This is a genomic window from Rhizobium sp. WYJ-E13, from assembly GCF_018987265.1.
Taxonomy (GTDB): domain Bacteria; phylum Pseudomonadota; class Alphaproteobacteria; order Rhizobiales; family Rhizobiaceae; genus Rhizobium.
This window is the reverse complement of sequence record NZ_CP076853.1, coordinates 4,003,250-4,017,500: the sequence shown is the minus strand read 5'-3', so window position 1 is coordinate 4,017,500 and position 14,251 is coordinate 4,003,250. Positions and strand designations below refer to the sequence as shown.

13 protein-coding genes are annotated in these 14,251 nt (G+C 59.6%); 5 read left to right on the top strand and 8 right to left on the bottom strand.

What is annotated here, in order from left to right:
• Window positions 1–63 precede the first annotated feature (63 nt).
• The 4 genes from KQ933_RS19870 (at window position 64) to KQ933_RS19855 (ending at window position 5,491) form a co-directional block, all read left to right on the top strand.
• Window positions 64–1,011: an ornithine cyclodeaminase family protein gene (locus KQ933_RS19870; protein ID WP_216756443.1), complete on the top strand. Its 948-nt coding sequence runs from the start codon at window positions 64–66 to the stop codon at window positions 1,009–1,011.
• Complete coding sequence (hrpB, locus tag KQ933_RS19865) at window positions 1,008–3,473, top strand: ATP-dependent helicase HrpB (RefSeq protein ID WP_216756442.1); 2,466 nt, start codon at window positions 1,008–1,010, stop codon at window positions 3,471–3,473. The genes KQ933_RS19870 and hrpB overlap by 4 nt, the downstream gene beginning before the upstream one ends.
• Before the next feature lie 61 nt (window positions 3,474–3,534).
• Window positions 3,535–4,845, top strand: coding sequence for an ActS/PrrB/RegB family redox-sensitive histidine kinase (locus KQ933_RS19860; protein ID WP_216756441.1), 1,311 nt, complete (start codon window positions 3,535–3,537; stop codon window positions 4,843–4,845).
• Between the two features lie 67 nt (window positions 4,846–4,912).
• Window positions 4,913–5,491: an ActR/PrrA/RegA family redox response regulator transcription factor gene (locus tag KQ933_RS19855; protein WP_183734638.1), complete on the top strand. Its 579-nt coding sequence runs from the start codon at window positions 4,913–4,915 to the stop codon at window positions 5,489–5,491.
• Here the strand turns inward: KQ933_RS19855 and KQ933_RS19850 are convergent, their stop codons facing one another.
• Both KQ933_RS19850 and KQ933_RS19845 read right to left on the bottom strand, forming a co-directional pair.
• Window positions 5,492–5,986, bottom strand: coding sequence for an MmcB family DNA repair protein (locus KQ933_RS19850; RefSeq protein ID WP_216756440.1), 495 nt, complete (start codon window positions 5,984–5,986; stop codon window positions 5,492–5,494).
• 9 nt (window positions 5,987–5,995) lie between these two features.
• Entirely contained in the window at window positions 5,996–6,166 is a 171-nt protein-coding gene (locus tag KQ933_RS19845; RefSeq protein ID WP_216756439.1) for a hypothetical protein, read from the bottom strand.
• Between the two features lie 2 nt (window positions 6,167–6,168).
• On the opposite strand from KQ933_RS19845, the gene KQ933_RS19840 reads away from it, so the two are divergent.
• Entirely contained in the window at window positions 6,169–6,849 is a 681-nt protein-coding gene (locus KQ933_RS19840; RefSeq protein ID WP_216756438.1) for a L,D-transpeptidase, read from the top strand.
• A 78-nt stretch (window positions 6,850–6,927) separates the two neighbouring features.
• On the opposite strand, the gene KQ933_RS19835 is transcribed toward KQ933_RS19840, so the two are convergent.
• The 6 genes from KQ933_RS19835 to hslV form a co-directional block, all read right to left on the bottom strand.
• The gene (locus KQ933_RS19835) at window positions 6,928–9,099 is read right to left on the bottom strand and encodes a malate synthase G (RefSeq protein WP_216756437.1); all 2,172 of its coding nucleotides are present in this window, start codon (window positions 9,097–9,099) and stop codon (window positions 6,928–6,930) included.
• Window positions 9,100–9,188: 89 nt separating this feature from the next.
• Window positions 9,189–10,601, bottom strand: a complete 1,413-nt coding sequence (locus tag KQ933_RS19830; protein ID WP_216756436.1) for a cytochrome P450 — start codon at window positions 10,599–10,601, stop codon at window positions 9,189–9,191.
• Window positions 10,602–10,649: 48 nt separating this feature from the next.
• Window positions 10,650–11,597, bottom strand: a complete 948-nt coding sequence (locus KQ933_RS19825) for a DUF1402 family protein (RefSeq protein WP_216756435.1) — start codon at window positions 11,595–11,597, stop codon at window positions 10,650–10,652.
• A 187-nt stretch (window positions 11,598–11,784) separates the two neighbouring features.
• The gene (gene hslU, locus KQ933_RS19820; RefSeq protein WP_216756434.1) at window positions 11,785–13,092 is read right to left on the bottom strand and encodes an ATP-dependent protease ATPase subunit HslU; all 1,308 of its coding nucleotides are present in this window, start codon (window positions 13,090–13,092) and stop codon (window positions 11,785–11,787) included.
• Window positions 13,089–13,592 (bottom strand): GNAT family N-acetyltransferase, encoded by a 504-nt coding sequence (locus KQ933_RS19815; protein ID WP_216756433.1) that lies wholly within the window; start codon window positions 13,590–13,592, stop codon window positions 13,089–13,091. Before KQ933_RS19815 ends, hslU begins: the two co-directional genes overlap by 4 nt.
• Entirely contained in the window at window positions 13,589–14,113 is a 525-nt protein-coding gene (hslV, locus tag KQ933_RS19810; RefSeq protein ID WP_216756432.1) for an ATP-dependent protease subunit HslV, read from the bottom strand. The genes KQ933_RS19815 and hslV overlap by 4 nt, the downstream gene beginning before the upstream one ends.
• Window positions 14,114–14,251: the final 138 nt, after the last annotated feature.

Here is a 14,251-nt window from a genome sequence, read left to right as displayed (position 1 = left end):
CCTCGACCGCCCCAATCGGTAGTCTGAAACAGCTATATATCCATGCCGATACGGAGTTTGAGAATGATTGTACTCGATGAACAACAGACACGATCCGCGCTGCCTTGGGCGGAGCTTATCGACGCCATCGAGGCAATGTTTCGAAGCACCTGCGTCATGCCCGTTCGCCATCATCACGATATGGAGGTGCCCGGGGAAGAGAATGCCACTCTTCTGCTGATGCCGGCATGGCTTCCCGGGCAATATGCAGGCATCAAGACTGTTTCCGTCTTTCCCGGCAATGTTCGCCGAAGCCTTCCAGCGATATTTGGAAGCTATCTGCTTTCCTCTGCAGCAACCGGCCAGATGCTGGCGGTAATCGAGGGCGGAGAACTGACGGCTCGACGGACCGCAGCGACTTCCGCTTTGGCGTCTCGTTGTCTCTCGCGAGCGAATTCGGAGGAAATGCTGGTCTGCGGTACCGGCCGACTTTCACTCAACCTCATGCAGGCACACGGGATAGTCAGACCGATCCGGCGCTACCATGTCTGGGGACGTAATAGCGAGGCGGCGGAGAAGGTGGCTGAGGAAGCGCGAGCACTTGGGCTGCGGGCGGAGGCTGTGAGCAATATTGAAGCAGCGGTGAAAACGGCCGATATCATTTCCTGTGCGACGCTCTCCAGCGAGCCGCTTATTCGTGGCGAGTGGCTTAAGCCCGGGGCCCATCTCGACCTTGTCGGCGCTTTCAAACCCAGCATGCGCGAGAGCGATGATGATGCCGTGCGTCGCTCCGCCGTATATGTAGATACGAGAGCCGGCGCGCTCAGCGAAGGCGGCGACATCGTCCAACCGCTGAAGAGCGGGGTATTGAAAGCAGACGATATACGCGGCGAGCTTGCAGAACTGATCTCCGGCAGCAGCGGTGGACGGAAGGACGATAAGGAAATTACGCTCTTCAAATCCGTTGGTGCAGCGCTCGAGGATCTGGCCGCCGCCATCCTTGCCTATGAAATGGTAACGGGCCGAAAGTGAAGACCAAGACTTCTTTGCCGGAGCTTCCGGTTTCGCATGTGCTGCCCGATATCAGCGCGGCGCTTTGCAAGGATAAGCGGGCGGTGCTTTCGGCTCCTCCGGGCGCCGGCAAAACGACGCTCGTACCGCTTCATCTGCTTGACCAGGCCTGGCGCGGCGACGGGAAAATCATCCTGCTGGAACCCCGCCGGCTGGCGGCGCGCGCCGCGGCACACCGGATGGCGTCCCTGCTGGGCGAGCAGGTGGGCGAAACGGTCGGTTACCGCATGCGCCTGGACAACAAGATATCGGCGAGGACGCGGATCGAAGTTGTTACAGAAGGCGTCTTCGCTCGTATGATTCTCGATGATCCCGAACTTTCCGGCGTCTCGACTGTGATCTTTGACGAATTTCACGAGCGGTCGCTGGATGCCGATTTCGGTCTTGCGCTGGCGCTCGACGTTCAATCGGCGCTTCGGGAGGATCTTCGCATCCTTGTGATGTCGGCAACGCTCGATATCGAGCGGGTCACCATCCTGCTCGATCATCCGCCTGTTATCGAAAGCACGGGGCGAAGCTTTCCGATCGAGATTCGCTATCAGGACCGGCCGGGCGGCGAGCGAATCGAAGATGCGATGGTGCGGGCGATCGTCGGTTTTCATGCAAGCGAATCCGGATCGATTCTTGCTTTCCTTCCTGGTCAGGCGGAGATCACCCGGACGGCAGAGCGGCTTCAGGGACGATTCGGCCCCGAGACGCTAATTGCGCCGCTCTACGGCAATCTCGGGCAGAAAGAGCAAGATGCGGCGATCCGTCCCGCAGCACCAGGTACGCGCAAAATCGTGCTTGCGACCTCGATTGCCGAAAGCTCAATTACCATCGACGGTGTGCGGATCGTGATCGACAGCGGTTTGCAGCGGCTGCCTGTCTTCGAGGCATCGACAGGCATCACCCGGCTGGAAACCGTGCGGGTGTCTCGGGCTTCGGCCGAGCAGCGCGCCGGCCGCGCCGGAAGAACAGAGCCGGGCATCGCCATCCGCCTATGGCATCAGGGGCAGACGGCGGCACTTCCGGCGTTCACGCCACCACAGATCCTTTCGAGCGACCTTTCCGGTCTCGTGCTCGATCTTGCCCATTGGGGCGTCCAGGACACAAAATTGCTCGCCTTTGTCGATCAGCCGCCGGAAACGACGATCAAGGAAGCCCGTGCGCTGTTGGTACAGCTCGGAGCGCTGGACAAGGACGGCGCGTTGACGGCGCGCGGAAAGGTGATGCGCGACCTCGCCCTGCCGCCGCGGCTGGCCGCCATGGTGGTTTCCGCTGGTGAATCAGGTCATGCCAAGGATGCGGCGCTGATCTCCGTGCTACTGACCGAGCAAGGGCTCGGCGGCACCAGTATCGATCTGGAAGAGCGTCTCCGACGTTTCAAAGGCGAAAAGGGCGAAAGGGCGGAGGCTTCGAGGCGGCTCGCGGGAAGGCTCTCGGAAGGCTTCAACAAGATTTCGAGTGCTGAACCTGCGCTTGCAGGAAGGCTTCTCCTGCACGCTTTCCCGGATCGGGTCGCACTTCAGCGCGGCGCGCGCGGGCGATATGTCATGGCAAATGGCCGCGGTGCGGAGCTGGCGGAGACCGAGCGGCTGGCTGGCAGCCAGATGCTGGTCATTGCCGACCTGACGGGCCGGGCTGCACAGGGGAGAATTCTGGCGGCAGCGGACATTTCCCGTGCCGACATCGAAGTTGAGCTGCCGGGCGAAATCCGGACGGACGATCAGACCTTTTTCGACGGGCAGAGCCGGCAGGTGCGGGCACGTCGAGCCACAAGGCTCGGCGCGATCGTATTCGAGGAAGCGCCGCTTCCACGACCCTCGGGCGAGGCGGTGGTACGGGCGCTTGCGCAAGGATTGCAGGAACTGGGACTCGATCAGCTTCCCTTTTCCAAGGAGGCCCTGCAGCTTCGGGAGCGGATCGGCTTCCTGCACCGGACGATCGGTGAACCATGGCCCGATATGAGCGACGAAGCACTGCTTGACCACATGGAAGACTGGTTCATCCCTTTCCAGACGGACGCGAGAGGACTTTCGGATATTTCCGTCTCCGGGCTCGCCAACGGGCTGATGGCACTCGTGCCGCGCGACCTGCAGCGCGATCTCGCACGGCTTGCACCAACGCATTTCGAGGCGCCAACGGGGCAACGCCATCCGATCCAGTATGACGGCGAAGAACCGACACTGACGATCAGGGTACAGGAGCTTTTCGGTCTCAAGCTGCATCCGGCGGTCGCCGGCGGACGATTGCCCCTGCTTCTGGAGCTTACTTCTCCGGCCCACAGGCCGATCCAGACGACCCGCGACCTGCCCGGTTTCTGGGCGGGCTCGTGGAAAGATGTGCGCGCGGATATGCGGGGGCGTTATCCAAGACATCCTTGGCCGGAAAAGCCTGATGAAGCGGCGCCGACGACAAGGGCAAAGCCCCGTGGTACATAATCTGCCTTCCTTGGAGCGCCGTGCGTCGATGCTGTAAGAGTATGGGCTGTAGGAGTCCGGCGTGATTGAGAAAACCGAAACCCAGACACGGGAAGACAGGCTGAGCAGCCGGCGGCTGCGCCTGCAGACCTTGGTGCGATTACGATGGCTGGCGGTCACCGGCCAGGCGGTAACAGTCTTCATCGTCGCGTTCCTGTTGAAATTCCCCCTGCCGCTGGTTGCCAGCTGCTCGCTGATTGCCGCACTCGCCGGGGTGAATTTCTATCTGACGATACGCTATCCGCCGACTCACCGGCTTGAGCCGCGTGCCGCTTTCGCGCTTTTGGGTTTCGACCTTCTGCAGCTCTGCGCGCTGCTCTTCATTACTGGCGGCCTTGCCAATCCCTTTGCGGCACTGGTCTGCGTTCCCGTCATCATTTCCTTCGCCTCACAGCCAATCCGCTACAGCACAGCATTGATCGGCTTTGCGATGGTCTGCATTACCGTGCTTGCCTTCTCGCCCTTTCCGCTTCCGTGGTACGACGGGATGGAAATCAACGTCCACAATGTCATGCAGTTCGGCGTCTGGTGTTCGATCGCGTCGACCATGGCCTTTGCCGCCTTCTATGCCTACCGGGTTTCGATGGAAGCAAGCCAGCTCGCCGACGCGCTTGCCGCGACGGAGCTGGTGCTGCAGCGGGAAAAACATCTCTCCCAGCTCGACGGGCTTGCGGCCGCCGCAGCCCACGAACTCGGCACGCCGCTTGCGACGATCAGCGTCGTTGCCAAGGAGATGGAGCGCGAGCTCAAGAATGACGACCGGTTCCGCGAGGATGTTCAGCTTCTGCGCAGCCAGAGCGAGCGCTGTCGCGACATCCTTCGCCGGCTGACGACGCTCTCTGCCGAGGGCGAGGCGCATCTGCGGCGGTTGCCGCTCTCCTCGATGATGGAGGAGATAGTGGCGCCGCATCGCGAATTCGGCATCAAGCTGGAGTTGATAGAGAAAAGCCCGCGCAGGGGCGAGCCCGTTACCGACCGCAATGCCGGCATCATGTACGGGCTCGGCAACCTCGTCGAGAACGCTGTCGACTATGCGCGAGAGAAGGTGACGGTCACGGTCGAGCACGATCACGAAAAGGTGCTCATCGTCATCGAGGACGACGGCAACGGCTACGCGCCCGATATTCTGACGCGTATCGGTGAACCCTACGTCACGAAACGGCAGAGGGAAGATACGGCTGGAGGCCTGGGGTTGGGGCTTTTCATCGCCAAAACGCTGCTGGAGCGCTCCGGCGCATCTTTGCTTTTCGAAAACCGCGATCCGGAAAATGCCGGCGCCCGCATTCGAATCGAATGGCCTCGCGTATTGATCGACGCAAATTCGACAAAATGACTTTGTGGGCATAAACAAGATATAAGCGGTTGACGCATTCGGACATTCAACCGCCGGGACCGTAGCGATGACAGATCAGAACCACGAGATTTCCGCCGGCTCCAGCGAGGAGCATATCGGGCCTGACCCGAGCTTGCTGATCGTCGACGACGACGGCCCGTTTCTGCGCCGTTTAGCACGGGCTATGGAGGCACGCGGCTTTCATGTGGAAACGGCCGAATCGGTGGCGGAAGGTGTGGCAAAGTCCAAGGGCCGGCCGCCGAAATATGCCGTGGTCGACCTAAGACTCGGTGACGGCAACGGCCTCGATGTCATCGAGGCGATCCGCCAGCGGCGCGACGACACGCGAATCATCGTGCTGACGGGCTACGGCAATATCGCCACCGCGGTGACGGCCGTGAAGCTCGGGGCTGTGGATTACCTGGCAAAACCTGCCGACGCCGATGATGTGTTTGCCGCGCTCACGCAACGGCCGGGCGAAAAGGCCGAACTGCCGGAAAACCCCATGTCGGCGGACCGGGTGCGGTGGGAACACATCCAGCGTGTCTATGAAATATGCGAGCGCAACGTGTCTGAGACGGCGCGCCGGCTTAATATGCACCGCCGCACATTGCAGCGCATCCTCGCCAAACGCGCGCCAAAATAATCAGACATCATCCACGTTGAACGGCTTGCCATTTGCCCATTCGGCCATCATCAGCCGCTGCGCAGCAGCGTGCGAAAAGTTTAGGGTCACGGCCTTGCGGGTCGCCGGCGGCAGACGGTGTTCAGGTGCTTCGCGAAGCATATGCGCCCCGTAACCATCTGAAAGAAAAAGGCCGCACTCCTCGGGGAAGATATCGACAGGCACATCCTTATGCGTCGCAAAGAACAGGCGGTCGCAATGCAAACGATAATCCGGCCATTTACGATCGACCTTAAAATCCTCGATCGACGTCTTGATCTCAATGATCCAGACCTCTCCCTTTTCCGAAAGCGCGATCAGATCGGCACGCCGGCCGCTCGCCAGCGGCAGCTCCGGCAGCACCGCATGGCGCATGTCATGGAGCAAAACCTGCATGCCACGGCGAACCATCATGGCTCTGTCCGATTGCCGGCCATCGATTAACGGATTGTTATTATAAACGCTCAAAATCGTCATGGATAACCCTCAGGTGGGGTTGGCTGTTGTTGCAAAAAAACCATGCGCTTCTAATTTGCGGCGCAGATGGATTTTGTCGCACCGCAGCAGCCTTGCAAAGTCAAAGTTAATCGAAAATAAACCATAAATAACGATGGTCGAAAGACTGTCTTTCATTGCCCCAAAACCTTCACGAGTCATCCATGCGCATCCGCAACGCATTCCCTGTATTTGGCCTGCTGGCGACCCTGGCACTGGCCGGCTGCTCCACAACGTCCGAAACCGCGTCCAACGACAAGGGCGCGGGTCCGACCGTTCAGACGGCACAAATCTTCAATGACGCCTATGGCGTAACGTCGGATGCCGGATACTCCCTGCCGGCAATCCCGATCGATCGCGTCAAGCCGGAATTCCGCCGCCAGATCGTCTCTTATCAGAGCGACGAACGTCCCGGCACGATTATCGTCAACACGCGCGAGCGTCACCTCTATTATATCCTGCCCAACGGCAAGGCCGTCCGCTACGGCATCGGCGTCGGCAAACAGGGCTTCGCATGGTCCGGCACGGCCTATGTCGCCTGGAAGCAGGAATGGCCGAATTGGCACCCGCCGAAGGAAATGGCCGTCCGTCGTCCTGAAATCGCCAAATATGTCGAAGACGGCATGGGTCCAGGCCTCACCAACCCGCTCGGCGCACGCGCCATGTACCTCTTCAATGAAGAGGGCAAGGACACGCTCTTCCGCCTGCACGGCACCCCGGAATGGGCCTCGATCGGCACCGCCGCTTCGTCGGGCTGCATCCGCCTGATGAACCAGGATGTGATCGACCTCTACAGCCGCGTCCGGCCAGGCAAGACCACCTCCAAGGTCATCGTTATCCAGTAGGCTAGGCACTGAATTCGGTATAAAAAAGGCCGCCGGTTTTTCGATCCGGCGGCCTTTTTATATCTTGCTTGCTCAGGTTCACGCAACCTGTTTCGCCTTGATCTCGATACGGCGGCGGTGCAGGACCGGTTCGGTGTAGCCGTTTGGCTGTTCCCTGCCCTTCAGGACCAGATCGAGTGCCGCCTGGAAGGCAACAGAATCTTCGAAATTTCCGGCCATCTTTATGTAGGCCGAATCACCGGCATTCTGCTGATCGACGACCGCCGCCATGCGCTTCATCGTTTCGATGATCTGATCCTTGGTGACGATCTTGTGGTGCAGCCAGTTCGCCATGTGCTGGGCAGAAATGCGCAGCGTCGCGCGATCTTCCATGAGGCCGACATTGTTGATGTCAGGCACCTTCGAGCAACCGATACCCTGGTTAACCCAACGCACGACATAACCGAGAATGCCCTGCGCATTGTTATCGAGTTCGCGCTGGATTTCTTCCGGTGTCCAGTTCGGCCGTACGGCAACCGGCACGGAGAGGATATCCGAGAGCTTGGCGCGAGCGCGATCCTTCAGGCCTTCCTGTAACTTGGCGACATTGATCTGGTGGTAGTGCGTGGCATGCAGGGTAGCGGCTGTCGGCGACGGCACCCATGCGGTGTTGGCGCCGGCTTTCGGATGGGCGATCTTCTGCTCCAGCATGGCGGCCATCAGGTCGGGCATGGCCCACATGCCCTTGCCGATCTGCGCATGGCCGGAGAGGCCGCATTCCAGACCGATATCGACATTCCAGTTTTCGTAGGCAGCAATCCAGGCGGCCTGCTTCATATCGCCCTTGCGGATCATCGGGCCGGCTTCCATCGATGTATGGATTTCATCGCCGGTGCGATCGAGGAAGCCCGTATTGATGAAGACGACACGCTCGCGGGCAGCACGGATGCATTCCTTCAGATTGACGGTCGTGCGGCGCTCTTCGTCCATGATGCCCATCTTCATGGTGTTGCGCGGCATGCCGAGCGCATCTTCAACGCGCGAGAAAATCTCGACGGCAAAGGCAACTTCTTCCGGCCCGTGCATCTTCGGCTTGACGACATACATGGAGCCGGCACGCGAATTCTTGCGGCGTCCCGACGGGCCGACATCGTAGAGCGCAATCAGGCCGGTGATCATTGCATCCATGACGCCTTCAGGTACCTCGTTGCCGTCGCGATCAACGATCGCCGGATTGGTCATGAGGTGGCCGACATTGCGCACTAGCATCAGCGAACGGCGGTGCAGCTCGAAGCTTTCGCCGCCTGGTGCCGTATAGGCCATATCCGGGTTGAGCTTGCGGACGAAGGTCGAGCCGCCCTTCGTCACTTCCTCCTGCAGATCGCCCTTCATCAGACCGAGCCAATTGCGATAGACGACGACCTTGTCCTCGGCATCGACAGCGGCTACCGAATCCTCGCAATCCATGATCGTCGTGATGGCCGACTCCAGCCAGACGTCGGAAATATGCGCCGGATCGGTCTTGCCGATCGGCGTCGAGGCATTGAGTATGATTTCGATATGGATGCCGTTATTCTTCAGGAGGATATGCGTCGGCGCATCTGCATCGCCGAGATAGCCGGCGAAATGTTCGGCATCTTTCAGGTCCAAAGCTTTGCCATCTGCGGCAGCGATCGCCAGAGCACCGTTCTTGACGGCGAAGGCGCCGACATTCTTCCAGGAACTGCCGTCGAGGGGAGCGGCGGAATCGAGGAAATCGCGAACCCAGGCAATGACCTTCTCGCCGCGCTTGGGATTATAACCCTTGCTCTTTTCGGCCCCGTCCGTTTCCGGAATGGCGTCCGTGCCGTAGAGAGCATCGTAGAGCGAGCCCCAGCGGGCATTGGCAGCATTCAGCGCGTAACGGGCATTCATGACGGGAACGACAAGCTGCGGGCCGGCAATAGAGGCAATCTCGGTATCGACATTGGCCGTCGAGACCTGGAAATCCGGGCCTTCCGGCAAGAGATAGCCGATGCCCTTGAGGTAGGACTGGTAGGCCTCCATGTCCGTCGGTGCACCGTTCCGACGATACCAATCGTCGATCTTCGCCTGAAGCTGATCGCGCTTCAAAAGCAGTGCACGATTCTTCGGCGCAAGATCGTGAACCATCGCCGAGAAATCGGCGAAGAACTTGTCCGCATCGATGGCGAGGCCCGGCAACGCCTCCTTCACGAGGAAATCATGGAGGACGGCTTCGATGAAGAGACCATTCTTTTCAATGCGGCTCATGCGGTGTCTCCCTTGCAGTGGCAGCTTTCTCGATGCTGCCACTTTGCCCGGCTTTCACTCACAGTCAATTCAGCAACAATTCGAAAGATTTATGCAGACCCGGAAATAGTCCGTCGCGTGACACGCATCGGGATGCCGTTCTGCGGCTGTGTCGTCAACTTCTGGACCGGCCAGGGATTCGTCTGGTCGGTGGAATCGAAGCGATAGCGATGCATCAGAACGGCCAGCGCGATCACCGCCTCCTGAAGCGCGAACGTCGCGCCGATGCAGACGCGCGGACCGGCGCCGAACGGCAGGAACTGGAAGCGACCGATAGAGGCGCGGTTTTCCGGCAGGAAACGTTCCGGCATGAAGGCGCGCGGCCGATCCCAATGAAGTTCATGACGGTGCAGAGTCCAGGGCATGACGAGCACGGTAACACCAGCTTCGATCTCGACCCGCTCGCCCTTGGCGCTTGTCCAGGAATCATTCGAGATAGCGGCCCGATTGATCGACGGGGCCGGCGGATAGAGGCGCAGAGCTTCCTCGAAGGCGGCGTGGGTCTGCGGCATCAGATCCGGCCATTCGACCGGTTCGGCGCCTGACGCGAGCACCGCATCAATCTCCCTTTCCATCGCCTCGCGGATATGTGGGCTGTTCGAGACGCAATAGAGCGTCCAGGCGAGCGCGCGGGCGGTCGTCTCGTGGCCGGCGCCGATGAAGGTGAGGATATTATCCTCGATCTCCTCTTTCGTCAGGCCATCGGGACCAGCCTGCTCTAAAAGCAGGGTGAGAAAATCGTTCGGCGCCTTGCCGCGGTCGGCCTTCATCTTGGCAAGCCGCATATCCATGGTGTTGCGCACGATGGTGCGGAATTTCTCCAGCACCTTCTGGCCGCCGATGCGTGTCACACGTGGAATCCAGGATGGCGCCCGCAACAAATCCATCGGATCGATGCGGCCCATGCGATGCAGCAACTCGTTGACATCATCGGCGAAGTAGCCGCTGGAGGTGACGATGTCGCCGGAAAACAGCGTGTCGGAAAGGATAGCAAACGTCAGCTCCGTCATGTCGGTGCTGATATCGAAAATCGTGCCGGCCTCACCGACATCAGCATATTTGCGGGCGTAGTCTTCCGACTGGCGCAGCATCTGGTCGGCGAACCCTTTTGCATGACGGGGCGTAAATACGGGCGCAACTGCCCTACGCGAGCGTTTCCAGACGGGGCCTTCCGCCGTCAAAAGTCCGTCGCGCAGGATCGGGCGCAGCACGAGCTGGCGAATGTCGGACATGCGGTAATTGTTGGCATTGTCGACCAGCACATGCTTGATGAGACCGGGATCGTTGACGATCAGCGTTCTCTGGCCAAAGAAACTGGTGCGAATCCACGGCAGCGTGTAGGACGGCTCGCCCCAGAGCTCCAGCGGATTGCGGAAAATCGTCCTGATGATCTCGAGCCGCGACGGCGGCACGGTACGCGGCAACGGTGCCGGAGGAACGAAGGGGTCCGGACGCATATCCATGAGCAAAGCCTTTCGCCGGAAATATAATCTTCCCGGCAGGCCCGGAGGTTAGAACAGGCCCTTCAACTCGTCCAGTTTGTCGTTGATCAGCCAGCCGTAATAATTCTCTTCCGGCCAGATCGTCGTGCCGGAGGAACGATTCTTGGCGGCAAGGGCTGCGGCACGCTTACGGGAATTGCCGACATTATAAAGTGTCGCAGTCACTCCCGGATTGTCGGAGATATCCACGCCGGCGATCTCCCTGTAGTCGTCGATCGACCTGCGGATCGAGGCGGCGACGAAGGCGAGCGAGATGTCGGGGTCCATGATCGCCTTATAGACCGAGCCAGCATTCTTCTCATTCAGCTTCGGATAGCCGGAAACACGACTGACCAGATCAGACAGCATGAGCGCCGTCAACGGATTGACCTGGCCGAGACCGAAGGTCTGGCCCGCATAGAAGGGCTGGAAGAAGACAGCGCTGAAGCGGTTGTTCGGAAAGCTCTTGCCGCCAATGGTTTTACCGCGGAAATCGCTTTCCCAGACATCCTCGCGGCAGGTCCAGAGCGTGTAGGAATCGCTCTTGCCGTTGCAAGCAGCAAATTGCGGCCGGTCGACAAAATCGTCGACGCTTTCGCCTTCATAGGCAAAACGGAAGCTCTCGCCGGCATAGGAGGCGGCTTTGACGTAATAGGCCTGGAGGCGGTCATAGGCGTCGACATTATAGGTGTGCTCGCCGACGATCGCGCCGATCACATGAATCGGGTTGATGCCATAGGCGTTTGAGACCTTCTTGATCTTGCCCATGAGTTCGTGGTCGGTCGATAGCAGGTCGTAGACCTTCTCATATTTGAGATCGAACGTCGTCTTTGTGCCCTTGGTGCGACGAACCGAAGCGCCAGGGATATCCGGCTGTTCGGCATGACGATTGCCGGGCGGAACGACCTGTACCGCAAGGGCAGGAGCCGAGCCCGCAATGGTCATGGCAATCACAAGGCTTGTCAAAAGGCGTCGCACGATCTGCTTTCCCGTCTTTCCCTGTCGTCTTTGTGAAGCGGCTGACTGGACCAGAATCTTGTCCGAATAAAGCCGGTACAAAAACAAAGCGGGCCTTTCACTAGAAAGTAAAAGGCCCGCTGTCGAGAGTTCGGATCGTCAAAGTTTCGGCATTACATGCGCAAAGGTAAAAAACGATGTTCGGCGATCACAGGATGAAGCGTGACAGATCGGTATTCTGCGCAAGATCGCCGACATGTTCACGCACGTAAGCGGCATCGATCTTCACGTCCGTGCCGGTGCGATCCGGTGCGTTATAGGAAATGTCGTCCAGTACGCGCTCCATGACCGTCTGCAGCCGGCGGGCGCCGATATTCTCGACGGAGGAGTTCAGGTGGACGGCGACATCGGCGAGCGCATCGATCGCATCATCCGTGAAGTCGAGTGTCAGGCTTTCGGTTTCCATCAGTGCCTTGTACTGGCGGATCAGGCTTGCCTCGGTTTCCGTCAGGATGCGGCGGAAGTCTTCCTTGTTCAGCGGACGCAGTTCGACGCGGATCGGCAGGCGGCCCTGCAGTTCGGGCAGCAGATCCGACGGTTTGGAAACGTGGAAGGCGCCGGAGGCGATGAAGAGGATGTGATCCGTCTTCACCGGGCCGTACTTGGTCGAAACCGTCGTGCCTTCAACGAGCGGCAGCAGGTCGCGCTGGACGCCTTCGCGGGAAACGCCGGCGCCGGCGCCGCCGTCGCGCGCCGCGATCTTGTCGATCTCGTCCAGGAAGACGATGCCGTCATTCTCGACCGAACGAACAGCCTCGCGCTGGATGACCTCGTTGTCGATCAGCTTGTCGGATTCGTCTCGGATCAAGTCCGTGTAAGATGCCTTCACCGTGGTGCGCACCTTCTTGGTGCGGCCGCCCATCGCCTTGCCGAACATTTCAGACAGGTTCAGCACGCCGATATTGGCGCCTGGCATGCCGGGGATTTCGAAGCCGCCCATGCCTGAACCGGCATCAGCCACTTCGATATCGATTTCCTTGTCGTCGAGCTCGCCGCTGCGCAGCTTCTTGCGGAAGCTTTCGCGGGTGGCGGGCGACGCCGTCGCGCCGACCAGCGCATCGAGAACACGCTCTTCCGCGCTCATATGGGCCTTTGCCTGAACCTCGGTGCGCTTTTTTTCGCGCACAAGACCGATGCCGACTTCGACGAGATCGCGGATAATCTGCTCGACATCGCGGCCGACATAACCGACTTCGGTGAACTTCGTGGCTTCGACCTTGATGAAGGGTGCCCCGGCGAGCTTGGCAAGGCGACGAGAGATTTCCGTCTTGCCGACACCGGTCGGGCCGATCATCAGGATATTCTTCGGCATGACTTCATCGCGCAGGCTCGGATCGAGCTGATGGCGGCGCCAGCGGTTGCGGAGTGCAATCGCCACGGCGCGCTTGGCCTCATGTTGGCCGATAATATAGCGGTCGAGCTCGGAAACGATCTCGCGGGGAGAAAAGGTGGTCATTGTGTATCATTCTCCTGGCGGTCCAGGGCGATGAGGAGTGCCCGGCCGTAATTCGTAGTTGTTTCGCCAAGTCTTTGAAAGCCTGCCTTGGTATAGGCTCTGATTGCGAAGATGTTGTCCGGATGAGGATCGACCAGCACGCGATTCTTCCCCCTATCGAAGAGCGCCCGGCAGAAATTCGCCATGAAGGCCGGACCGTGACCCTTTCCCAGAAGCGTTTCGACACCGATGAACTGATCGATACCGCAGGTGCCTTCGGGCTGGCCGTTCAGCGCGGCATCGTCTTCATCATCGAGATCTGCCACCTGAATGAAGGCAAAATCCCTGCCGTCGAGCGTCACTATATAGAGTTCGACTGTCAGATCACGCAGATGCTCCTCAATCGATGCCAGCGCCTTCTCCGGCTCGCCCCACCAACGGCGGACATGCGGCTGTTCCAGCCATTCGGCCAGAAGCGGCAGATCAGTCATCGTGACGAGACGGAAGACGTAATCCGTCATTCCACGTCCAGCGTTTCCACAATGACATTGTGGTTGGTGTAGACGCAGATGTCGGCAGCGATATCGAGCGCACGACGGGCGATCTCTTCTGCTGATTTATCCGTGTCCGCCAGCGCAAGAGCTGCTGCAAGCGCGAAATTCCCGCCGGAGCCGATGGCCGCGACGCCATGCTCTGGTTCCAGCACGTCCCCGTTACCGGTGATGGCGAGCGTTACCGACTTGTCGGCGACCAGCATCATCGCTTCGAGATTGCGCAGGTAACGATCGGTACGCCAATCCTTGGCGAGTTCGACGGCAGCACGCATCAGCTGACCCGGATACTGTTCCAGTTTCTTTTCGAGCCTTTCCAGAAGGGTGAAGGCGTCAGCGGTAGCACCTGCAAATCCGGCAATCACTTCGCCCTTGCCGATGCGGCGGACCTTGCGCGCGTTGCCCTTCATGACGGTCTGGCCGAGACTGACCTGGCCATCGCCAGCCACCACGACCTTGCCGCCTTTTCGAACTGTAATAATTGTCGTCATCAAACACCTGTTGCCCCAACTCGCGGGCTGTTCCAACGGGTCGAACATCGGCCCTGTTGAACCCTATGTAAGTGGGCAAGCCGCGATTGCAAATGGCCTTCCTTTTGTGGCCCTGCGCTTCTGGATATTTCGCTATCC